The 21,678-nt window shown below is 72.4% G+C and carries 18 protein-coding genes; 14 read left to right on the top strand and 4 right to left on the bottom strand.

Translation table 11 applies throughout. From position 1 onward, the window contains the following. Window positions 1–58 precede the first annotated feature (58 nt). From ACIBAD_RS19080 to ACIBAD_RS19115, 8 genes are all read left to right on the top strand, one after another. The gene (locus tag ACIBAD_RS19080; RefSeq protein ID WP_134069700.1) at window positions 59–1,033 is read left to right on the top strand and encodes a LysR family transcriptional regulator ArgP; all 975 of its coding nucleotides are present in this window, start codon (window positions 59–61) and stop codon (window positions 1,031–1,033) included. Window positions 1,034–1,062: 29 nt separating this feature from the next. Then, window positions 1,063–1,455, top strand: coding sequence for a molybdopterin-binding protein (locus ACIBAD_RS19085; RefSeq protein ID WP_398907787.1), 393 nt, complete (start codon window positions 1,063–1,065; stop codon window positions 1,453–1,455). Between the two features lie 65 nt (window positions 1,456–1,520). Beyond that, entirely contained in the window at window positions 1,521–2,603 is a 1,083-nt protein-coding gene (corA, locus tag ACIBAD_RS19090) for a magnesium/cobalt transporter CorA (protein ID WP_398907864.1), read from the top strand. A 114-nt stretch (window positions 2,604–2,717) separates the two neighbouring features. Further along, window positions 2,718–3,563: a chitosanase gene (locus tag ACIBAD_RS19095; RefSeq protein WP_398907788.1), complete on the top strand. Its 846-nt coding sequence runs from the start codon at window positions 2,718–2,720 to the stop codon at window positions 3,561–3,563. 429 nt (window positions 3,564–3,992) lie between these two features. Further along, the gene (locus tag ACIBAD_RS19100) at window positions 3,993–4,346 is read left to right on the top strand and encodes a DUF805 domain-containing protein (protein ID WP_134069696.1); all 354 of its coding nucleotides are present in this window, start codon (window positions 3,993–3,995) and stop codon (window positions 4,344–4,346) included. 226 nt (window positions 4,347–4,572) lie between these two features. After that, window positions 4,573–6,792, top strand: coding sequence for an NADP-dependent isocitrate dehydrogenase (locus tag ACIBAD_RS19105; RefSeq protein ID WP_398907789.1), 2,220 nt, complete (start codon window positions 4,573–4,575; stop codon window positions 6,790–6,792). 127 nt (window positions 6,793–6,919) lie between these two features. After that, a complete protein-coding gene (locus ACIBAD_RS19110; RefSeq protein WP_134069693.1) occupies window positions 6,920–7,456 on the top strand; it encodes a GNAT family N-acetyltransferase in 537 nt (178 codons plus the stop codon). Window positions 7,457–7,539: 83 nt separating this feature from the next. Then, complete coding sequence (locus tag ACIBAD_RS19115) at window positions 7,540–8,007, top strand: hypothetical protein (protein ID WP_398907790.1); 468 nt, start codon at window positions 7,540–7,542, stop codon at window positions 8,005–8,007. 26 nt (window positions 8,008–8,033) lie between these two features. Here the strand turns inward: ACIBAD_RS19115 and ACIBAD_RS19120 are convergent, their stop codons facing one another. Further along, window positions 8,034–8,492, bottom strand: a complete 459-nt coding sequence (locus ACIBAD_RS19120; protein WP_398907791.1) for a hypothetical protein — start codon at window positions 8,490–8,492, stop codon at window positions 8,034–8,036. Between the two features lie 193 nt (window positions 8,493–8,685). Between ACIBAD_RS19120 and ACIBAD_RS19125 the strand changes: the two genes are divergently transcribed. After that, window positions 8,686–9,621: a cation diffusion facilitator family transporter gene (locus tag ACIBAD_RS19125; RefSeq protein ID WP_398907792.1), complete on the top strand. Its 936-nt coding sequence runs from the start codon at window positions 8,686–8,688 to the stop codon at window positions 9,619–9,621. Between the two features lie 13 nt (window positions 9,622–9,634). Here the strand turns inward: ACIBAD_RS19125 and ACIBAD_RS19130 are convergent, their stop codons facing one another. Further along, complete coding sequence (locus tag ACIBAD_RS19130; RefSeq protein WP_398907793.1) at window positions 9,635–11,851, bottom strand: germacradienol/geosmin synthase; 2,217 nt, start codon at window positions 11,849–11,851, stop codon at window positions 9,635–9,637. Between the two features lie 13 nt (window positions 11,852–11,864). Continuing rightward, window positions 11,865–13,277: a family 2B encapsulin nanocompartment shell protein gene (locus tag ACIBAD_RS19135; RefSeq protein ID WP_398907794.1), complete on the bottom strand. Its 1,413-nt coding sequence runs from the start codon at window positions 13,275–13,277 to the stop codon at window positions 11,865–11,867. Window positions 13,278–13,608: 331 nt separating this feature from the next. On the opposite strand from ACIBAD_RS19135, the gene ACIBAD_RS19140 reads away from it, so the two are divergent. From ACIBAD_RS19140 to ACIBAD_RS19160, 5 genes are all read left to right on the top strand, one after another. Next, window positions 13,609–14,943 (top strand): hypothetical protein, encoded by a 1,335-nt coding sequence (locus tag ACIBAD_RS19140; protein ID WP_398907795.1) that lies wholly within the window; start codon window positions 13,609–13,611, stop codon window positions 14,941–14,943. Between the two features lie 103 nt (window positions 14,944–15,046). Continuing rightward, on the top strand, window positions 15,047–16,378 hold the full coding sequence (locus ACIBAD_RS19145; RefSeq protein WP_208328951.1) for a family 2 encapsulin nanocompartment cargo protein terpene cyclase: 1,332 nt from the start codon (window positions 15,047–15,049) through the stop codon (window positions 16,376–16,378). Next, window positions 16,375–17,793 carry a family 2B encapsulin nanocompartment shell protein gene (locus ACIBAD_RS19150; protein ID WP_134069682.1) on the top strand — a complete coding sequence of 473 codons (1,419 nt, stop codon included), beginning with the start codon at window positions 16,375–16,377 and terminating at the stop codon, window positions 17,791–17,793. Before ACIBAD_RS19145 ends, ACIBAD_RS19150 begins: the two co-directional genes overlap by 4 nt. An 82-nt stretch (window positions 17,794–17,875) precedes the next feature. Beyond that, window positions 17,876–19,549, top strand: coding sequence for a glycoside hydrolase family 71 protein (locus tag ACIBAD_RS19155; protein ID WP_134069680.1), 1,674 nt, complete (start codon window positions 17,876–17,878; stop codon window positions 19,547–19,549). A gap of 194 nt (window positions 19,550–19,743) precedes the next feature. Continuing rightward, window positions 19,744–20,913 carry an aminotransferase class V-fold PLP-dependent enzyme gene (locus ACIBAD_RS19160; RefSeq protein ID WP_398907796.1) on the top strand — a complete coding sequence of 390 codons (1,170 nt, stop codon included), beginning with the start codon at window positions 19,744–19,746 and terminating at the stop codon, window positions 20,911–20,913. A gap of 5 nt (window positions 20,914–20,918) precedes the next feature. On the opposite strand, the gene cobF is transcribed toward ACIBAD_RS19160, so the two are convergent. Beyond that, entirely contained in the window at window positions 20,919–21,671 is a 753-nt protein-coding gene (cobF, locus tag ACIBAD_RS19165; protein WP_398907797.1) for a precorrin-6A synthase (deacetylating), read from the bottom strand. Window positions 21,672–21,678 lie beyond the last annotated feature (7 nt).

Raw genomic sequence — 21,678 nt, forward strand, 5'->3', positions numbered from 1 at the left:
TAGGCAGCGGCGTGGTTTCAGTACAGCTAAAGATTTTTACGTACCCTTAGCGTTCGTGATGGAAGAACTTCCCCTGGACCAGGTACGGACCCTGCTCGCCGTGGTCGACGAGGGCACCTTCGACGCGGCGGCCGCGGCCCTGCACGTGACCCCGTCCGCCGTGAGCCAGCGGGTCAAAGCGCTGGAGCAGCGGACCGGGCGGGTGCTGCTGATGCGCACGAAGCCGGTACGGGCGACCGAGTCCGGGCAGGTGGTGGTCCGGTTCGCCCGGCAGCTGGCCCGGCTGGAACGGGACGCGCGCGCCGAGCTCGGCATGGCGCAGGAGTCGGGCGGCCCGGTGCGGCTGCCGATCGCCGTCAACGCGGACTCCCTGGCGACCTGGTTCCTGCCGGCGCTCACGCGGGTGCCGCAGGATCCGCCGGTCTTCTTCGAACTGCACCGGGAGGACGAGGGGCATACGACGGCCCTGCTGCGGGAGGGCCAGGTGATGGCGGCGGTCACCTCCTCGCCGGACCCGGTGGCGGGGTGCACCGTACGCGGGCTGGGGCTCGCGCGGTACCTGCCGGTGGCGAGCCCCGGGTTCGCGGCCCGGTACCTGGCCGGGGGAGTCGAACAGGGCCTTCGCGAGGCCCCGGTGATCGTCTTCGACCGGCGCGACGAGCTCCAGGACGTCTTCGTACGGTCGCTGACCGGGGATCAGGACTCCGGGGCGGGGCCCCTGCGCCACCACGTGCCGACCTCGGAGGGATTCTGCGACGCGGTGGCCGCCGGGCTGGGCTGGGGCCTGGTGCCGGAGCCCCAGTCGGAGCCGCTGCTGCGCGCGGGCAGGCTGGAGCTGCTGGTGCAGCGGCGGCCCATGGACGTGCCGCTGTACTGGCAGCAGTGGAAGCTCGACTCGCCGGCGCTGTCGGCCGTGGCGGAGGTGGTCGCGGCCGAGGCGGCCGAGGCCCTCCGCCAGGAGGGGACGGTCCGTCAGGACGGGAGCCCCCGCCCGGACGGAACCCGGCCCCCGGCGGGTCGGGGCCGGACCTGATCCCCGCAGCCACACCCTAAGCTGCGGGTATGGAGTCCTACACGATCGGCCAGGCCGCCCGGTTGCTCGGCGTGAGCGTCGACACGGCCCGGCGCTGGGCCGACGCCGAGCGGTTCCCCACCCGCCGGGAGGGCACGCGGCGGATGGTGGACGGGCCGGACCTGGCCGCGTTCTGCGTACGGGCCGCGCAGGAGGCCGCCGAGGGCGAGGAAGCCCCCCATACCTCGGCGCGCAACGCCTTCCCCGGCATCGTCACCGCCGTGAAGCTCGGCACGGTCGACGCCCAGGTCGAGATCCAGGCCGGCCCGCACCGCATCGTGTCGCTCCTGACCCGGGAAGCGGTGGAGGAGCTCGGCCTGGAGGTCGGCGCGCGGGCCGTGGCCCGGGTGAAGTCGACGAGCGTGTTCATCGACCGGGTCTGACGGGGCCGATCGGCGGCGGTGGCAGACTGGCCGCTGATCCGCCGAAGGGAAGTCCCCCGTTGTCCATGTTCAGCAACCTGCGCCGGGCCGTGCGTCGCGGCTACCGGCGGGCCGTTGACCTCAGCCACCCGTCCCGCTCCCCGCTCGGAAGCGCGGTGGTCAACTGCGTCGTCTACGTCGAAGGCGCACGCCAGGACGGCTGCGCCGAGGTGGAGGAGGCGCTGCGGCGGGTCCGCAAGACGGGCGACGGGTTCGTCTGGATCGGCCTCCACGAACCGACGAGGGAGGAGCTCGCCGGGCTCGCCGAGCTGTTCGGCCTGCACCCGCTCGCCGTCGAGGACGCGGTGACCGCGCACCAGCGCCCCAAGGTGGAGCGGTTCGACGACATCCTCTTCTCCGTCTTCAAGACCGTGCGCTACGTGGAGCACGAGGAGCTCACCGCGACGAGCGAGGTCGTGGAGACCGGCGAGCTGATGGCGTTCACCGGCGACGACTTCGTCATCACCATTCGGCACGGCGGCCACGGCACGCTGGGCCCGGTCCGCGAGAGCCTGGAAGCGGCGCCGGGCCAACTGGCCAAAGGGCCGGCCTCGGTTCTGCACGCCATCGCCGACCACGTCGTCGACGACTACGTGGCCGTCACGGACGCGGTGCAGAACGACATCGACGCCGTCGAGACCGCCGTGTTCAGCGAGTACGGCGGCCGGGGCGACGCGGGCCGGATCTACCAGCTCAAGCGCGAACTGCTGGAGCTGCGCCGGGCGGTGGCCCCGCTGAGCCGCCCGCTCCAGCACCTGGCCACGCAGCCGATACCGGTGATCCCGGCGGAGGTCCGCGCGTACTTCCGGGACGTCTCCGACCATCTGACCCGGGCCACCGATCAGATCAACGCGTACGACGCGCTGCTCGACTCCATCCTCCAGGCCCACCTCGCGCAGGTGACCGTCGCGCAGAACGAGGACATGCGCAAGATCACGGCGTGGGCGGCCATCGTCGCCGTGCCCACCATGGTCTGCGGGGTCTACGGCATGAACTTCGACGACATGCCCGAGCTGCACTGGACGTACGGCTACCCGATCACGGTCGCCGTGATGGCCCTCGCCTGTTTCGTCATCCACCGCGGCTTCCGCCGCAACGGCTGGCTCTGACGTCCGGCGGTCAGACAACACGCATGGCGTGCACGGGTATTGAGCTGTCGCAACCTCTGGTAGTAAAGTTTCCTAACGAAGTCGCTCAAGCCTCAACTTCCCCCTGGAGGACTTGTGTTCGCCCCCCACCGCAAGAAGATCGCCATCAGCGCCCTCCTCGGCGGCGCGCTCCTCGCCGTACCGGTGACCGCCCACGCGACGGCGGCGCCCGCGCCCGCATCCGCGTCCCCCGCCGCGGCATCGGTGAAGGCCGTCGGCCTCGACGACCCGGCGAAGAAGGACATCGCCATGCAGATCGTCTCCAGTGCGGAGAACTCCTCCCTGGACTGGAAGGCGCAGTACAAGTACATCGAGGACATAGACGACGAACGCGGCTACACGGCCGGGATCATCGGCTTCTGCTCCGGCACGGGCGACATGCTCGACCTCGTCGAGTACTACACCGACGTCAAGCCGGGCAACGTGCTCGCCAAGTACCTTCCGGCCCTCCGGAAGGTCAACGGCACCGACTCGCACCAGGGCCTCGACCCGAACTTCACCAAGGACTGGGCGAAGGCGGCCCAGGACGGCGAGTTCAAGAAGGCCCAGGACCACGAGCGCGACCGGGTCTACTTCAACCCCGCCGTCAAGCAGGGCAAGTCCGACGGCGTCGGCGCGCTCGGCCAGTTCATGTACTACGACGCCATCGTCATGCACGGTGACGGCGGCGACTCCACGAGCTTCCGCAACATCCGCAAGCGGGCCCTGTCCAAGGCCAAGCCCCCGGCCCAGGGCGGGAACGAGACCACCTGGCTGAACGCCTTCCTCGACGCCCGGGTCTGGGCGATGAAGCAGGAGGAGGCGCACAGCGACACGAGCCGTGTCGACACCGCGCAGCGGGTGTTCCTCAAGAAGGGCAACCTGAACCTCAACACCCCGCTCGACTGGAAGGTCTACGGGGACTCGTTCCACATCGGCTGACCGGTCGCCGAGTTCACGGTGCGTTCAGGGCGAGTTCGCGGCGTCCCGGGCCGGCCCCTGGTCCGGAGCGGGGCGCCGTTCGCGTCCGTGACAGTGGCTGACAGGGTCGCGGAGCCGTAACGATGTGGGGGCGGATGGGCGTGTTCCGCCGGGGGAGGGGGCGCACGGGGGTTGCCGCCGGACGGCTCACGAGGCTCTCGCGCATCACGAAATGGTCCCTCACACCCCTGTTTCGTCACGCCGTGTGACCCCGTACGACCAGTGGGTTCCAAGTGGCCCGAGGAGCCCGTGAATTTGGCCGGTGAACCCTGGAAAAGCGGTAATTCAGCCGTGTTGTGAACTGGCTTGACCGCCACATAAGCGGGGCATAAGTTCTGCCTCGGCTTGCTCCAGCAGGACGGGCCGACGAACCGTCCTCAGGGGGGACTCATGAACTACTACACCGACGTCCTGAAGAAGTACACCGTCTTCTCCGGCCGCGCCCGCCGCCAGGAGTACTGGATGTTCTTCCTGTTCAACATGGCCGCCGCGATCATCCTCGCCATCGTCGACGGTGCGCTCGGCACCTACCCGCTGCTCTACGCGATCTACGCCCTCGCGGTGTTCCTCCCGAGCCTCGCGGTCGCCGTCCGCCGCCTGCACGACACCGGCAAGTCCGGCTGGTGGCTGTTCATCGGCCTCGTCCCGCTGATCGGCGGCATCTGGCTCATCGTCCTCATGGCGACCGAGGGCCAGCCGCAGCCGAACGAGTACGGCCCGAACCCCAAGGCCGTCCACGCCTGACCAGGCCGTACGCCTGAGCGCCGCGGAGCGCCGCCCCTGGCTGGAAACAGCCGTGGGGCGGCGCTCCCGCCGTTTGCGGGGCCCGGCCGGGCCCCGGCCGGCCGAGGGTGACGCGCGTCTCCCCGAGACTCGGGCAGGGGGCTGTCCGGACCGGTCCGATCACGAGATATCTTGATGTCGAGCAATGTTGCAGACGAGAGACGCAGACTGTGGAGCGGAGCATCCGGTGACTGACTCGACCATCATCTACACGCACACTGACGAGGCCCCGGCCCTCGCGACGTATTCCTTCCTGCCTGTGATCCAGGCCTACGCGTCGACGGCCGGTGTGAATGTCGAGACCCGTGACATCTCCCTGGCCGGTCGGATCATCGCCAGCTTCCCCGAGTACCTGGAGGAGGGCCAGCGCATCGCCGACGCCCTCGCCGAGCTCGGCGAGCTGGCGAAGACGCCGGAAGCGAACATCATCAAGCTGCCCAACATCTCGGCCTCGATCCCGCAGCTGAAGGCCGCGGTCGCCGAGCTCCAGGGCCAGGGCTACGCGCTCCCGGACTACCCGGACGACCCGAAGACCGACGAGGAGCGCGAGATCCGCGCCCGCTACGACAAGGTCAAGGGCAGCGCCGTCAACCCGGTCCTGCGCGAGGGCAACTCCGACCGCCGCGCCCCCGCCTCGGTCAAGAACTACGCCAAGGCCCACCCGCACCGCATGGGCGCCTGGACCCCCGAGTCGAAGACGAACGTCGCCACCATGGGCGCCGATGACTTCCGCTCCACCGAGAAGTCCGCGGTCGTCACCGAGCCCGGCACGCTCCGCATCGAGCACGTCGCCGCCGACGGCACCGCCACCGTCCTGCGCGAGTCCGTACCGGTCCTGGCCGGCGAGGTCGTGGACGCGTCCGTCCTGCACGTCGACGCGCTGCGCACCTTCCTGAACGACCAGATCGAGCGCGCCAAGGCCGAGGACGTCCTGTTCTCCGTGCACCTCAAGGCCACGATGATGAAGGTCTCCGACCCGATCATCTTCGGCCACGTGGTCCGCGCCTTCTTCCCGAAGACCTTCGCCCGCTACGGCGAGACCCTGGCCGCCGCCGGCCTGTCCCCGAACGACGGCCTCGGCACCATCCTGAACGGCCTGGGCGCCCTGCCCGACGCCGACGCGATCAAGGCCTCCTTCGACGCCGAGATCGCCGAGGGCCCGGCCCTCGCGATGGTCGACTCGGACAAGGGCATCACCAACCTGCACGTCCCGTCCGACGTCATCGTCGACGCCTCCATGCCGGCCATGATCCGCACCTCCGGCCACATGTGGGGCCCGGACGGCAACGAGGCCGACACCCTGGCCGTCCTCCCGGACAGCAGCTACGCGGGCGTCTACCAGGTCGTCATCGACGACTGCCGCGCCCACGGCGCCTTCGACCCGTCCACCATGGGCTCGGTGCCGAACGTCGGCCTCATGGCCCAGAAGGCCGAGGAGTACGGCAGCCACGACAAGACCTTCGAGATCGCGGCCGCGGGCACCGTCCGCGTCGTCGACTCCGAGGGCAAGGTCGTCCTGGAGCAGCAGGTCGCCAAGGGCGACATCTTCCGCGCCTGCCAGACCAAGGACGCGCCGATCCAGGACTGGGTCAAGCTCGCCGTCACCCGCGCCCGCGCCACCGGCGTCCCGGCCGTCTTCTGGCTGGACGAGGGCCGCGCGCACGACGCCCAGCTGATCGCCAAGGTCAAGACCTACCTCGCCGAGCACGACACCGAGGGCCTGACCATCGAGATCCTCTCCCCGGTCGAGGCCACCAAGTACTCCCTGGAGCGCATCCGCCGCGGCGAGGACACCATCTCGGTGACCGGCAACGTGCTGCGCGACTACCTGACCGACCTCTTCCCGATCCTGGAGCTGGGCACCAGCGCCAAGATGCTGTCGGTCGTCCCGCTCATGAACGGCGGCGGCCTCTTCGAGACCGGCGCCGGCGGCTCCGCCCCGAAGCACGTCCAGCAGCTGGTCAAGGAGAACTACCTGCGCTGGGACTCCCTCGGCGAGTTCCTCGCGCTGGCCGTCTCCTTCGAGCACCTCGCGACCACCACCGGCAACGCCCGCGCCCAGGTGCTGGCCGACACCCTGGACCGCGCGACCGGCACCTTCCTCAACGAGGACAAGTCGCCGAGCCGCAAGCTGGGCGGCATCGACAACCGCGGCAGCCACTTCTACCTCGCCCTGTACTGGGCGCAGGAGCTGTCGCGCCAGACCGCCGACCCGAAGCTGGCCGCGGCGTTCGACCCGCTCGCCAAGACGCTGGCCGAGTCCGAGGAGAAGATCGTCGGCGAGCTCATCGCCGTCCAGGGCTCCCCGGCCGACATCGGCGGGTACTACCAGCCCGACGCCGCGAAGGCCTCGGCGGTCATGCGGCCGTCGGCGACCTTCAACCAGGCGATCGCGACCCTCGCCTGAGGTCCGTTTGTCTTGATCGGTTCCGCCCCGGCCGGCAGCAGCCGACCGGGGCGGAACCGTACTCCGACGCCTGAAGGCGCCGGAAACCCGGTTGCGGGGCGGCTCCGCCGACGGCTAGGAAGTCCTGGTGATTCAGGGAACCCTGGTCGGGCTCCGCGCCCGGCACGCCGATGACGTAGCCGTGCTCCACGCCGGGCTGTACGAGGACGTGGCGACGCGCTCGCGCGCCGAAGCCGGTCCCTGGCGCCCGATAACCCCGAGCACCGGCCATTCCCCGTACGAGCCCTCCGCCCCGTCCGAAACCGCGTCGTTCTTCTCGGTGGTCGAGGCCGCCTCCGGATCGCTCGCGGGCGACGCCGCGCTGTGGGGCATCGACCTGCACAACCGCAACGGCCACCTGGGGATCTCCCTGCTGCCCGGCTCCCGCGGCCGGGGCCTGGGCGCGGAGGTCGTCCAGCTGCTGTGCCACTACGGGTTCACCGTGCGCGGGCTGCACCGGCTCCAGGTGGAGACCCTCGCCGACAACGCCGCGATGATCGGCGCCGCGACCCGCGCGGGCTTCACCCTGGAAGGCACCCTCCGGCGCTCCGCCTGGGTGGCCGGGGCCTTCGTCGACGAGGTGATCCTCGGGCTGCCGGTGGAGGAGTGGAAGCGGGGGGCCTGACCGCGCCGGTGACCGCCGGCGTGCCCTGGCGCCCCTGTGGCGGGTGCGTTAGCGTGCCGCCGGGGATCTGAGGGGGAGTTGGGGTGGCGCGTCGCAAGAACACGTTCCTCGCCCGGGCGGCCGCCGTGCTCGCCGCCCTCGCGGCCAAGGCGATCGGCGCGCGCCCCCGGCCGGGCGAGGTGTGGCTGGCCATGGTGCCGCTGCGCGAGGACCCGGGGCGGCAGCTGCGGCACTACTGCGTGGTGCTGGAGACCGGCTCGGGCTCGGCCCGGGTCGCCCAGATCACCAGTAAGGACAAGGACGGCCGGCGCGACCACATCCGGATCCCGAACCACGGATGGGACGAGTACTCGGGCCGCTCCCACTGGGTGGAGATCGGCCGCGAGCCCCGTGTGGTGCCCTACCGCAGGTTCCTCAAGTCCCGCCCGCAGGGCCCCTGCCCGGACGCCGTCTGGTCCGAGCTCCAGGCCCGCCGCCCGGCGGCCGTCCCGTCTGCCGCGGCCGCGGGCACGCCCCTGCTGAAGCGGATCCTGGGCAAGCACCGGGGCTGACGGGACCGCTCGCGCGCCGGGCCCCGTCAGAGCCTGTGGACGCGTTCCGACTCGAAGGACAAGGGGGAGCGGCCCGCGGCCAGGATGCGCAGCCCCGGGGCCGCCGTGAGCAGGCGCCGCAGCCAGGCGAGCGCCTCCGGCGCGAGGTGCTCGGTGCCGTCCAGGACGAGGAGCATGTCCCGCTCCGCCAGCCACGAGAGCGGGTCGGTCGTGCCGTACGGCAGGAGCGGCATGCCCGGGACGCAGCCCAGCGCGGCCGTCAGCTCGCGCACGCCGAAGGGCCGGCCCATGGTGACGACGGCCGCGCCGTCGCAGAAATTGGACGCCAGCCGCTCGGCGATCTCCCGCACCAGCCGGCTCCTCGGTTCCCTGAACCGCCCCGTGACCGTCAGGACCCGCCCCCGCCGGACGGCGGTCAGCAGCCGCGACAGCTCGTCGGATGTCGCCGGCAGCGTGCCGGCCCGGCCCGAATCCCTCATCGGCACGATGCCCCCCATTGCATGCGTGTCCCATGCGCGGCCAAGGGTTCTTTCGAGCCGCGTAGCGATGATTATGCGCCAATTCTGCCGGAAGGCCAGGGGAATGTCTGATTCCATATAAGTTGTACATGCGACGCGCTTTTGTCCATTCGCCCAGGTGGGGGGCGACGGCGCGCGGGAACGGACGCCCTGTGCTCGGATGTCGGTCATGGGCCACGACCACGGAGCTCCCTCGGCAGCCGCCGGGACCGTCAGCGGGACGTTCCGCGCCCGACTGCTCTGGACCATCGCCATCAGCGCCTCGATCACCCTGATCCAGGTCGTCGGCTCCGTGCTCTCCGGCAGCCTCGCCCTCCTCGCCGACGCCGCGCACAGCCTCACCGACGCCGTCGGGGTCTCCCTCGCGCTCGGCGCGGTCACCCTCGCCCAGCGTGCCCCGACCCCCCGCCGCACCTTCGGGTTCTACCGGGTCGAGATCTTCTCGGCCGTCCTGAACGCCCTGCTCCTCCTCGGCGTCTTCGTCTGGGTCCTCTACACCGCCGTCCGCCGCTTCAGCGAACCCGTCGAGGTCAAGGGCGGGCTGATGTTCGGCATCGCCGTACTGGGCCTGGCCGCCAACGGCGTCGGCCTGTGGCTGCTGCGCGACGCCAAGCAGCACAGCCTCAACCTGCGCGGCGCCTATCTGGAGGTGCTCGGCGACGCCCTCGGCTCCGTCGCCGTCATCATCGGCGGCCTGGTCATCGTGCTCACCGGCTGGGAGGCCGCCGACCCCGTCGCCTCCATCGTCATCGGCCTGCTCATCGTCCCGCGCGCGTACGGCCTGCTGAGCGAGGCCGCCCACGTCCTGCTGGAGGCCACCCCGCAGGACATGGACCTGGCCGACGTACGGCGCCACCTCCTGGAGGAGCCCGGCGTACTGGCCGTGCACGATCTGCACGCCTGGACCGTCACCTCCGGCATGCCCGTCCTCACCGCGCACGTCGTGGTCGCCGCCGGGACCTTGCGCGGAGAGGACCACGGGAAGCTGCTCGCCCGGCTCCAGGCCTGCGTGGGCGACCACTTCGACGTGGCCCACTCCACCCTCCAGCTGGAACCGGAAGGGCACACCGAGGACGAACGGGCCCTGCACGCGTGATCCGCAGGCGCCGTCACCCCCACCCGGCCCGGTGCGGAGCCCGGGGCAGCGCGCCCGGCACGGCAGCCACCACCGCCTCCGTCCGCCGCGCGTGGTGGCGTTCCAGGTCCTCCTCCCGGTACCGCCGGGTCTGCGCGTGCCAGGTGGCGATCGCGGCCATCCACTGCTTGAGCTCGTCCGCGTACCGGTCCATCGCCGCCCGCGCCGCCGCGTCCAGCCCGAAGTCCCGGTACATCGCGGGGAACTCGTTCGCCAGCACATGCTCGAACTGCTTCATCCGCGCGGTCATCAGGTCGTTCACGACCCCGAGCGCCGTCGGGTAGTCGCAGCCGAAGAAGGCCTCCGTGACGACCAGCATGTTGAGCAGCTCGCCCTCGTACTCCACCTCCTTCTGGTACGAGTACACGTCGTTCATCATCCCCGAGTAGTCGAAGGCGGCCGCCTCCAGCGACTGCAGCGCCGCACTCCCGTACACGGCGTCCGGTACGACGTCCATGTGCGCCATCCGGGCCAGCGAGGCCGTCATGGGGGAGCCGAAGGTCGCCCGGCGCATCTCCAGATAGTCCACCGGGTCCGGCACCCGGTGGGCCGCCTGGTTCTCCACCTCCCACAGCCAGCCGTCGAGCACCGAGTCCATCGCCGCCCGGAACATGCGCCGCCCGGCCGGAGCCATCGGGGTGATGGTGCGCAGCCAGACGTCGGCGAGCCCCCGTTCCACCGCGTTCACCGGGGCCGGGGCGGGCGCCCCGGGCTCCAGCGGCATGAGCGCGCGCAGCCGGGCGTCCTGGGCCCTGGCCCCGGCCAGGTCGCGCGTGGCGCCGAAGCGGAGCGGATAGAGGTCGTCCGCGTACGTGCCCCAGCTCAGCCAGGCCGCGCTGACGTCCAGGTCCTCGGCCGGGGCCCCCGGGTCGATGCCCGCCGAGCACAGCGCGAAGTCGAAGTCGACGGCCTTCTCCTCCCACCACAGGCCCTCGTCGAACATCCCCATCGCGCGGTTCCACTCCACCAGCCGCCCGCGGGCGCCCTCCAGGTGCGGGTTGAGCCGCGTCGGATACGGCAGGTGGAAGTCCGGGATCACCGACGGGCCCACCCGGCGCGGGGCGCGGGTGTGCCGTCGGCGCCTGTCCGCGCCGCCGGTGATCCCCAGCAGCGCCTTGAGGCCGGAAGCCGCGCCGCCCAGCCCCGGGGGGCCGGAGGGCAGCCCGGCCCGCCGGTTCATGTAGCGGCTGGAGCGCAGGTGCCACTCGTGGCCGCCGGACTGCCAGTCCTGGAGCCCGCGCGCGTACGTGAGCACCGCGAGGACCTGCTCCGGGGTCAGGCCGGTCCGTACGAACATCGGGGGCAGCTCGGCGAAGAAGGTGTGCTCGAACTGCTGGAGCCGCGAGGTCAGCAGCCGGTTCAGCTGGTCGGCCGCCTCCTGGGTGGTGCACCCGAAGAACGTCTCCAGCACCAGCACCCCGTTGCTGAGTTCGCCCTCCTGGCCCACCTCGCGCTCGTAGGAGAACAGGTCGTTGCGGAAGTGCACCGAGTCCGCGAAACAGTCGCGCAGCACGCGCAGCGGCCGCTCGCCGGAGACGGCTGCGGGTACCTCGGCGCCCACCGCGTGCTCGATGAGCCCCGCCGACCAGGGCGCTCCGCCGACCTTGCGGCGCTGTTCCACGTACTCGACCGGATTGGCGACCCGGCCGATGCTGATGTTGTCGAGCTCCCACAGGGACTCCACGAGCAGGTTGCGGGTGCTGAGCGAGAAGCGGGCGATCCAGTCCGGCGAATGCCCGGGGACGGTACGGGCCCACAGGTCGGCGAGCCCCGCCTCCACCGGGTTGCCGGGCTCCGGGCTCCGTGCCTGCGCCCCGCGTGCGGGCGCGGCCTCGGGCATGAACAGGGCCAGGCGGTCCAGCGCGGTGCGCCCGCCCTCCCGGTCGCCGCGCCGTTTGAAGAACTCCAGGAACCAGTCGTCGAAGAAGAACACCCACACGTACCAGTCGGTGACCAGCGAGAGCATCGGGCCATCGCATTCGGGATGGGTGTAGGCGCACAGCAGCGCGTAGTCGTGGGCCTCCAGATCGGCCTGGTCCCAGACGCCGGAGCCCTCCAGCATGCCCATGCCGCGGGCCCAGTCGAGGGCGTGGGTGCGGGCGCGGGCCAGGTGGGGGTTGAGGCGGGCGGGATGCGGGACGTAGAACTCGGGCAGTTCGAAGGGCTGCGCGCTCCCCGTGCTGCTGCTCATCCGGTCGCCGCCCTCAGTCCTCGAAGCGGGAGATCTCTACGTTCTCCAGCACCCCGACGGCGTCGGGAACCAGGATCGCCGCCGAGTAGTAGGCGGTGACCAGGTAGGAGACGATCGCCTGCTCGTTGATGCTCATGAAGCGGACGGACAGCCCCGGCTGGTACTCGTCCGGCAGGCCCAGCTGGTGCAGTCCGATGACCCCCTCGTTGTCCTCGCCGGTGCGCATGACGAGGATCGAGCTGGTCCGCTCCTTCGTGATCGGGATCTTGTTGCAGGGCAGCAGCGGCACCCCCCGCCAGGCGGGCGCCATGTGCCCCTGGAACTCGACGGAGGCCGGGTACAGGCCGCGCCGGCTGCACTCGCGGCCGAACGCGGCGATCGTGCGCGGGTGCGCGAGGAAGTACTGGGAGCCGCGTCGCCGGCTGAGCAGGTCGTCCATGTCGTCGGGGGTCGGCGGTCCGGTGCGGGCGTAGATCCGCTGCTCGTACTCGGCGTTGTGCAGCAGTCCGAACTCCGGGTGGTTGACCAGCTCGCTCTCCTGGCGCTCCCGGAGTGCCTCGATCGTCAGGCGCAGCTGCTGCTCCGACTGGTTCATCGGCTGGTTGTAGAGGTCGGCCACGCGGGTGTGCACGCGCAGCACGGTCTGGGCGACGCTCAGCTCGTACTCGCGGGGGCTCAGGTCGTAGTCGACGTACGTGCCGGGCAGCATGACCTCGCCGGTGTGGCCGGCCGACAGGTCCACGGCCTCGCTGCCCTTGCGGCCGACCCGCTCCGCCTCCAGGTAGGCCTCGGCGTGGCGGCGCAGGGCGGGGGAGCGGTTGAGGGCCTCGTCCCAGTTGCCGCGGTTGTACGTCATGGTCACCACGTCGGTCTGGGCCCGGGCGGTGAACTCCCAGCGGGCGTCCGGCAGCGGGTGGTGGCCGAAGTGGTCGCCGTCACTGAGGACGCCGAGGCTCGCCTCCTCCCCGTACGCGCTCTCGCCGAGCCGCTCGATGCGGCCGTGGGCGATCAGGTAGATCTTGTCGACGGGCTCGCCGCGGCGGACGATCACGTCGCCTTTGCGGAACTCCTCCTTGACGAACCGGTCCGCGATCGACTTGACGACGGCGTCGTCGGGGAAGTGTCGCAGCATGCCGAGCTCGCGCAGCATGGGCGGGATGACCCGCAGTTCGGATCCGGTCTTGACGAAGCTGATGCGCCCGTCGCCGAGGGTGTAGCTGACCGTGCGGTTGACCCGGTACGTGCCGCCGCTGGTCTGGACCCACGGCAGGATCTTCAGCAGCCAGCGGGAGCTGATGCCCTGCATCTGCGGGGCGGACTTGGTGGTGGTGGCCAGGTTCCGCGCCGCGTCGGTACTGAGGCTCTGGCGGGCTGAGCCGGTCTGTGGTGCGGCGGCGCCGGCTTCGGTCGTCGGGTCGACAGACATGACGGAACGTCCTCTCGGTCGGTCTTCCTCGGTCGGGCTTCCTCGGCCGGCCGGTCTTCCTTGGCCGGCCGGTCTTCCTGGCTCCGGATGCGGCGTCGGTGACGGTCGCGTTCGTCGTGCAGGGGGTCGATCGGAAGGAGTGGCCCCGCTTGTCCGTGATCCGCTGTGCTCCCGCACGCCACGGCCACCCGGTGTGACCGGGGGCCACCGTGTGCACACGTCTTAGTTAGGGGCAGGGCGGCCCCACCGGATACACGGGCCCCTGCCCCACCCTGTTGAATCTCCGACCGTGTTGAAACGCGGGACACACGTACGAGTTGGGCGGTTCTGGATGGCGAAGCGTGACCCCAACGGACGACTCCGCACCCTCCTCACCGAAGCCCGCTGGAGCGGGCAGGACTTCGCACGGGCCGTCAACGGCGTCGCAGCCGAGGCCGGCCTCACCCTGAGCTACGACCGGACCTCCGTCTCCCACTGGCTCGCGGGCACCAAGCCGCCCGCGCACGTCGTCGCCCTCGCCGCCGAAGCCCTGAGCCGGCGCACCCGGCGCCGGATCGACGCCGCCGACACCGGGCTCGCCCGGCCGTCCGCGGCGCCACGGGAGCGGGAGCGCTCCGCGGGCGGCACCGGCCCGCTCCCCCCGCTCGACGCGCAACTTCCGTACAGCGGGCCTGACTTCGGTGTCGGCGCGTTCGGCGAGATCCCCGTGTACTCCTCGGCCTGGCGCCCGACGCAGGGACAGCAGGCCGCCGCGGAGACGGGCGCGCACACCGGGGCACGGATCGGGCAGGACCACGTACGGGCCGCCGAGGCGGTGCTCCCCGTCTTCCGCAACGCCGACATGATGTTCGGCAGCGGCCTCGCCCGGCCCGCCCTGACCGCGTACCTCGCCACCACCGTCGCCCCCTGGCTGCGCGCCGACGCGCCGCCCTCCGTGCGCCACCGGCTGCTGGGCGCCACCTCCCGGCTGGCCTACACCGCCGGATTCCTGTGCTTCGACGGCAACCAGCACGGGGTGGCCCAGGCCTACTACCGGGCGGCGCTGCGGCTGGGCCGGGAAGCGGGCGATCCGCAGTGCCACGCCCCCGTGCTGCGGGCGATGAGCGTGCAGGCCCACCACCTCGGCCACCGCACCCAGGCGCTGGAGTTGGCCCAGGCGGCCGCGCGGGAGGTGGGGCGGCTGCCGACGCTCCAAGCGGCCTTCGTCACCGGGCAGTTGGCGGTGGCGGAGGCCGGCTGCGGGGACCGGAGGGCCGCGATCTCCCATCTGGCGGGCGCGCAGCGGCTGTTGGAGCGTTCGGAGGGGCAGAGCGCGCCGATCGGCGACTACCACCAGGCCGCCCTGTGCCACCAGGAGGCGGAGGCACTGGCAGCGCTGGGCGACGGCCGGGGCGCCATCGCCGCGCTCGGCGCCTCGCTGCGCCACCGGCCGCCGGCGGAGCGCCGGGCCCGGGCCGTCACGGCGGCCCGGCTCGCCGAACTCCACCTGGGCCAAGGGCATCTGGAGCGGGCCTGTGCCGCCTGGCACGAGGTGCTGGACGCCGTACCGCAGCTGGAATCGGCCCGGGTGACCGACGCGCTGCGCCGGATGCGGGGGCGGCTGCGGGCGGTCCGCGCCAGCGGGGTCGTACGGCCGCTGCTGGAGCGGGTGGCGGCGGGTACCTAGTTCGTTCGTACATCCGTTCAGAGCTTCAACCGCGCGGGATTTTCAACAGGGCCGCCGCCGGCACGGCTACCGGGACGCCCGGCCCGCGACGCACTGTCGTGCCATGCAGAAGCATCCGCCCGCTGCCTACCCCGACCATCCGCCCCACCTGCCGGACCCGTCCGACCTGTCCCGCGCACCCGACCCGTCCGTACCACCGGCCCCTCCCGTCCCGTCCCGTGCGGCGCTGCTGGCCCGGCTGCGCGGGGGTCCGGGCGGACCCGGCACGAGCACCCTGCGCGTCAGGCCCGCCCTCCCGGCCCCGGCGGCCGTACCCGCTCCGAGCCCCGCCCCCGTCCCGGCCGCGCCGTCCGCAGCCCCGTCGGCCGGCCCGTCCGCCGCCCCCGCGGCGCCCGGCGCTTCCCGGGGGAATCCCGCCGTCCCCGAGCTGTACTGCCCGCCCCCGCAGCGCGACGACCCGGCCCTCGCGGAGGCGGTCGAGGACCGGCTCATCGCCTGGGCCGAGGAGACCGGGATCTACGCCGGCCGGCCGGCCGACGTACGGGCGCTCTCGATGGGCCGGTACACCATGCTGACGTACGCCCACGTCGAGGACCCGGACCGGCTGCTCGCCCCCGCCAAGTGCACCCTCGCCCAGTGGGCCACCGACGACTACTACTGCGACGACGAGAGCGCCGGCGCCGTCCCCCTCCGGATCGCCACCCACCTGTCCCAGGCCCTGGCCGCCATCGACCCGGCCCACCTCCCGGCCGCCTACGCGCCCCTGCTGGAGCGGGCCATGTGCGCCGACCCGGTCCTCGTCGCGCTGCGCTCCAGCACCGAGCACCTGTCCCGGTACGCCACCCGCTCCCAGCTCACCCGCTACCGGCACGAGATGGCCGCGCTGTTCTCCGGATACACCGCCGAAGCGGGCTGGCGGGTCTCCGGACGCACCCCGCCCGTCTGGGAGTTCCTCTCCGTCCGCCAGGACAACAGCTTCATCCCGACGATGGTGATGCTCGACCCGGCGGGCGGCTACGAGCTCCCGGTCGAGGCCTACGCCGACCCGCGCGTGCGGGGCGCGGTCCTCAAGGCGGCGTCCGCCAGCGTCATCGTCAACGACCTCTACTCCATGCACCGCGAGGACGAGAGCGCCGCCGTCAACTACAACCTGCCCGCCCTGATCGAGGCCGAGGAGGGCTGCTCGCGCGCCGAGGCGGTGCGCCGCTCCGCCGACCTCCACGACGAGCTCGTCCACGCCTTCGAGGAGGAGTCGGCGCTCCTCGCCGCGGCCGGATTCCCGCCGCTGGTCCGCTTCCTGGCCGACGTATGGGCCTGGCTCGGCGGAAACCTCGAATGGCACCGCACCACCGCCCGCTACCACCGGGCGGGCCCGGCCACGGCCCTGGACGGCACCCGCACACCCGGCCCGACGCACGGAGGGACCACGGCATGACCACCCCCGAAGCCCCCACCCCCGAGGCCGAAGCAGCGGCCCGGCAGGCCGCCCTCAGCACAGCGGCCGCCCGCAACCTCGCCACCACCACCAAGTCCGTCCCGCAGATGCAGGGCATCAGCTCCCGCTGGCTGACGCGCGTCCTGCCCTGGGTCGACGTCAGCGCCGGCACCTACCGCGTCAACCGGCGCCTGAGCCACGCCGTGGGCCGGGGCAGGGTCTCCTTCGTCCAGAGCGGCGCCGACGACGTGCGGATCCTCGCGCCCACCCTGAGCGAACTCCCCACCCTCAAGGGCTTCCCGGACCAGGAGGTCTTCGAGGACCTCGCCGGGCGCTTCGTCACACGCGACCTGCGCGCCGGCGACACCCTCGTCGAGGAGGGCGCGCCCGTCGAAGAGGTCTTCATCATCGCCCACGGCCGCTTGGAGAAGCGGGCCCGGGGCAAGTACGGGGCGACGGACGTCCTCGGCGTCGTCGCCGACGGCGACCAGCTCGGCGAGGACGCCCTCGGCAGTCCCGAACCGCGCTGGGACTACTCCGTACGGGCCGCGACCGCCGGCACGGTGATGGTGCTGCGCTGGCGCGCCTTCCAGGAGGTCCTGGAGCGCTCCGCCGCCCTGCGCACCCACCTGGAGCGGTACGTGGAGAACGGCCGCCGCCCGGTCAACCGGCGGGGCGAGGCCGACATCGAGCTCGCCTCCGGCCACGCGGGGGAGGCCCTGCTCCCCGGCACGTTCGTCGACTACGACCTCAGCCCGCGCGAGTACGAACTCTCCCTCGCCCAGACCGTCCTGCAGATCCACACCCGCGTCGCCGACCTCTACAACGACCCGATGAACCAGTTCGAGCAGCAACTGCGGCTGACGGTGGCGGCGTTGCGCGAGCGGCAGGAGTGGGAGCTGGTCAACAACAGGGAGTTCGGGCTGCTCCACAACGCCGCGTACGACCAGCGCGTCACCACCTGGTCCGGGCCGCCGACCCCGGACGACCTCGACGAGCTGGTCACCATGCGCCGCGGCACCAAGGTGCTGCTCGCCCACCCCAAGGCCATCGCCGCCTTCTTCCGCGAGTGCAACAAGCGCGGGCTGGTCCTCGACAACGCCGAGGTGCAGGGGAAGTCCGTCCCCGCCTGGCGCGGCATCCCCCTGCTGCCCTGCGGCAAGATCCCGGTCGTCGGCGGCCACACCAGCTCGATCCTCGCGCTGCGCACCGGGGAGGAGCAGGAGGGCGTCATCGGCCTGCGCCCGACCGCGATCCCCGAGGAGTACGAACCCGGCCTGAACGTCCGCTACATGGGCATCGACCAGCGGTCGATCATGTCCTACCTGGTCAGCGCCTACTACTCGGCGGCCGTCCTCGTCCCCGACGCCCTCGGGATCCTGGAGAACGTGGACATCGCGGCCCCGCGCTCCTGACGGTTGTCCGGGGGGCGCCGATCGGCTGTACTGCTCTGCAGTCCCCGTACCCCGGGGCACCGTGCAGGGGAGGGCACCCACGATGAGTTCACACCGCCGCCGTCCGGGCGTCCGGGGCCGGCCGCTACTGACTCTGGCGGCCGCCTCCCTGCTCGCCGGGGTCTGCGCCGCCGCCGGCATCGCCTGGGACCCGTTCACCGCAGACGCCCGCCAAGGCGCCGCGTCCGCACCCGTGATCGGCACGCCCTGGTCCGCCGGGCCCGACACGGGCTCGGCGAGCCCGGCAGCCGGCGCCACCGGCCAGGCTCCCACCGCGCCCGGCGGGAGCCCGGGCGGTACGGGCCGGGGCACGGGAAGCACCCCGGGCGCCGGGGACGCCGGAGGCGGGCGGCCCGCCGGCGCCCTGCCGTTCGACCTGCCCGGGCCGGCCGCCCTGCGCACCGGTGACGCGGGCGGGAAGCTGGTGTTCGCGCACTACTTCACCCCGTACCCCCTCTCGCTGGACAACGCGAGCGCGGACGCCGACTACTACACCCGCAACTACCTGAACCCGGCCGGGGAGAACGGCAAGCACGAGCGGTACGGCGGCCTGCTGCGCGACCGGCCGCTGCCCGTCCCGCCCCGGGACGGCAACTGGGAACTCGCCAACCTGGAGCAGGAGGTGCGCACCGCACGGGCCGCGGGCCTCGACGGGTTCACGCTCGACATGCTCTCCCTGTCCGGGCAGAACCGGGACCGCGCCCATCTCCTCATGGAGGCCGCCCACGCCGTCGACCCCGCCTTCAAGATCATGCTGATGCCGGACATGACCTCGCTGAACACCGACGACCCCGGCGTGCTCGCCGACGCCGTCGCGGCCCTGGGCAAAGCCCCCGCCGCGCACCGCCTCGGCGACGGCCGTCTCGTCGTCTCCCCCTTCAAGGCCGAGGCCAAGAGCGTCGCCTGGTGGACACGGGTCCTCGACATCCTTCGGACCCGGCACGGCATCCGCACCGCCTTCGTCCCGACGTTCCTCGACTCCGACGCCAACAGCGCCACGTTCGCGCCGATCAGTCACGGCTTCTCCGAGTGGGGCAGCCGCAGCTACGTCGGCCAGGAGAGCGCCACCCGCGACGTGCAGCGGGCCCACGGCATGGGCAAGATCTGGATGCAGCCCGTGTCGGTCCAGGACGCCCGCCCCAACCAGGGCGTCTACGACGAGGCCGGCAACACCGCCACCCTGCGCTCCACCTGGACGCACGCCATCGACGACGGCGCCGACTGGGTGCAGCTCACGACCTGGAACGACTACTCCGAGGGCAGCCAGTTCGCGCCCTCGCTGCACAACGGGTACGCCTACCTGGACCTCAGCTCCTACTACCTGACCAAGTTCAAGACGGGCCGCTGGCCGAAGATCGTCCGCGACACGCTGTACGTCTCCGCCCGCACCCAGTTCGCCGCGGCCGACCCCACCGGCGCCCAGACGCTGGTGATGTCCGTGCGCAAGGGCAGCGCCGCGCCCCGCGACTCGGTGGAGGTGCTCAGCTTCCTGACCGCCCCGGCGACCGTCCGTACGGTGGTGGGCGCGGCCCAGGACGCGCACGAGGCCCCGGCCGGCATCCACTCCGAACTGCTCCCGCTGCGCCCGGGCACCAGCTCGGCAGCGGTCGTACGCGACGGGAAGGCCGGCGCGGAGGTGAAACTGCCCTACCCGGCGGACCGCACGGTGCAGGTCCAGGACCTGCAGTACTACGCCGTCACCAGCGGGCGGGACTAGGGAGCGTCGGCGAAGCGGCGCCGGCCCCCGAAGGCGGGGCAGCCCCCTGGGCAGCCCCCGCCGCCCGGACGGTACGTTGACGAAGGGACCCGGGGTCGGCTGCATACCGGCCACCTTCACGGCATTGGCCCTTCCGGGCCGTTCGGGGCGGCATGCATCATCCGGGCAACCGCACACCACCCCTCGGAGGACCCGTGACCGACCCGACCGCCCCCGCCGCGCCGTTGCGCTCAGCCGCCCCCGCCGTGTTCCCCGGGGGACCCGGGCTGTTCCGGCTGGATCCGGAGACCGCGCACCTCAACCACGGGTCCTTCGGCGCCGTTCCGCTGCCCGTGCAGGAGGCCCAGGCCGCGCTCCGGGCGGAGCTCCACGCCGACCCCGACGCCTTCTTCATCGGCGCCGCGGACCGGATCGCCGGGGCCCGCGCCCGTGTCGCACGGCACTTCGGCGCCGATCCCGACGGCATCGCCTTCATCGGCAACGCCACCGAGGGCGCCAACCTCGCCCTCGACGCCGTCCCGTTCGCCGACGGCGACGAGATCCTGGTCACGGACCACGGCTACGGCACGGTCGTCGCCGCGGCCGCCCGCCGGGCCCGGATCGACACCGTCGCCCTGGACCCCTCCCTGCCCGACGAGGACGCCGTACGCGAGACGGTGCTGGCCGGGCTGACCCCCCGTACCAAGGTGGCGCTGCTCGACCACATCAGCTCGCCCACCGCCCGGCTCATCGCCTCGCCCCGGCTGCTCGCCGACCTGGCCGCCCGCGGGGTCACCACCATCGTCGACGGGGCGCACGTCCCCGGCATGGTCGCGGACCCGCTCGCCGGGGGCGCCGACTTCTGGTTCGGCAACCTGCACAAATGGGCGTACGCCCCCTCCGGCAGCGCCGTCCTCGCCGTCGCCCCCGGACACCGCGGCCGGGTCCGGGCGCTGGTGCCCTCCTGGGAGGACGGGGACGGGTTCCCCCGCTCCGTCGAGAACCGGGCCACCGCCGACTACACCGGCTGGCTCGCCGCCCCCGAGGGCCTGGACCTCCTCGAGCGGCTCGACGCCGCGAAGGTACGGGCCCACAACGCCGCCCTCGCCGCCCACGGCGCGGCCCTGCTCGGCGAGATCCCCGGGCTCACCCCGCTCCCGTACACCGAGGGCCTCGCGATGCGCTCCCTGCGGCTGCCGCCCGGCACCGCCGAGACCCCGGAGGCCGCCCGCGCCCTGCGCGAGCGGATCGCGGCGGAGCAGGGCATCCGGGTGCTGGTCTGGCCCTGGCCGGGCGGCGGCGGCATCCGCGTCTGCGGGCAGGTCTACAACCGCCCCGAGGAGTACGAGCGCCTCGCCGCCGTGCTCCCCGGATACGTGGGCTGACGGGCTCAGCCGCGCCGGAGCAGGTACGTGTCCATGATCCAGCCCTTGCGGGCGCGGGCCTCGGTGCGGAGCTCCTCGATCCGGTCGGCGACCTCCGCCAGCTTCCCCGAGACCAGGATCTCGTCCGGGGTGCCGACGTAGGCCCCCCAGTAGATGAAGAGGTCCTGGTCGAGGTGGGCCGTGAACGCGTGCCGCGCGTCCAGCATCACCACCACGTCGTCCACGTCCTGCGGCCAGCCCTCGGCCAGCCGCCGACCGGTGGTGATCTGGACGGGCCGGCCCACCCGGTTCAGGTTGGTCCGGTGCCGGGCCAGCAGTGCGGAGATGCTGCTGATGCCGGGCACGACCTCGTGCTCGAACGCCACCCGGCCCCGCTCCAGCACCTCGTCGAGGATGGCGAGGGTGGAGTCGTACAGCGAGGGGTCGCCCCAGACCAGGAACGCGCCGGTCTCCCCGTCCGCCAGGTCCTCGGCGACGAACCGCTCGAAGATCTCGGCCCGCGCACTGCGCCAGCCGTCCACGGTCGGGGCGTATTCGGCCGGGGTCCGGTCCCGGTCCGGGTCGCGGCCCTCCACCAGCCGGTGGCCGGGGCGGGCGTGCGCGTCGAGCATCGCCCGCCGCAGCCCGGTCAGATCCGCCTTCTCCTCGCCCTTCTCCAGGATGAGGAATGCGTCCGCCGCGCCGATCGCCCTGACCGCCTGGAGGGTCAGGTGGTCCGGGTCGCCCGCGCCTATGCCGATCACTGAGAACTTCTTCACGCCGCTA

Source organism: Streptomyces sp. NPDC051109, from assembly GCF_044455885.1.
Lineage (GTDB): Bacteria > Actinomycetota > Actinomycetes > Streptomycetales > Streptomycetaceae > Streptomyces.

What these genes read in the sequence shown, in the direction of transcription:
- ACIBAD_RS19080 (WP_134069700.1), top strand. Translation starts at nt 59, where the DNA reads ATGGAAGAACTTCCCCTGGACCAGGTACGGACCCTGCTCGCCGTGGTC.
- ACIBAD_RS19085 (WP_398907787.1), top strand. Translation starts at nt 1,063, where the DNA reads ATGGAGTCCTACACGATCGGCCAGGCCGCCCGGTTGCTCGGCGTGAGC.
- corA (WP_398907864.1), top strand. Translation starts at nt 1,521, where the DNA reads ATGTTCAGCAACCTGCGCCGGGCCGTGCGTCGCGGCTACCGGCGGGCC.
- ACIBAD_RS19100 (WP_134069696.1), top strand. Translation starts at nt 3,993, where the DNA reads ATGAACTACTACACCGACGTCCTGAAGAAGTACACCGTCTTCTCCGGC.
- ACIBAD_RS19125 (WP_398907792.1), top strand. Translation starts at nt 8,686, where the DNA reads ATGTCGGTCATGGGCCACGACCACGGAGCTCCCTCGGCAGCCGCCGGG.
- ACIBAD_RS19130 (WP_398907793.1), bottom strand. Translation starts at nt 11,851, where the DNA reads ATGAGCAGCAGCACGGGGAGCGCGCAGCCCTTCGAACTGCCCGAGTTC.
- ACIBAD_RS19135 (WP_398907794.1), bottom strand. Translation starts at nt 13,277, where the DNA reads ATGTCTGTCGACCCGACGACCGAAGCCGGCGCCGCCGCACCACAGACC.
- ACIBAD_RS19140 (WP_398907795.1), top strand. Translation starts at nt 13,609, where the DNA reads ATGGCGAAGCGTGACCCCAACGGACGACTCCGCACCCTCCTCACCGAA.
- ACIBAD_RS19145 (WP_208328951.1), top strand. Translation starts at nt 15,047, where the DNA reads ATGCAGAAGCATCCGCCCGCTGCCTACCCCGACCATCCGCCCCACCTG.
- ACIBAD_RS19150 (WP_134069682.1), top strand. Translation starts at nt 16,375, where the DNA reads ATGACCACCCCCGAAGCCCCCACCCCCGAGGCCGAAGCAGCGGCCCGG.
- ACIBAD_RS19155 (WP_134069680.1), top strand. Translation starts at nt 17,876, where the DNA reads ATGAGTTCACACCGCCGCCGTCCGGGCGTCCGGGGCCGGCCGCTACTG.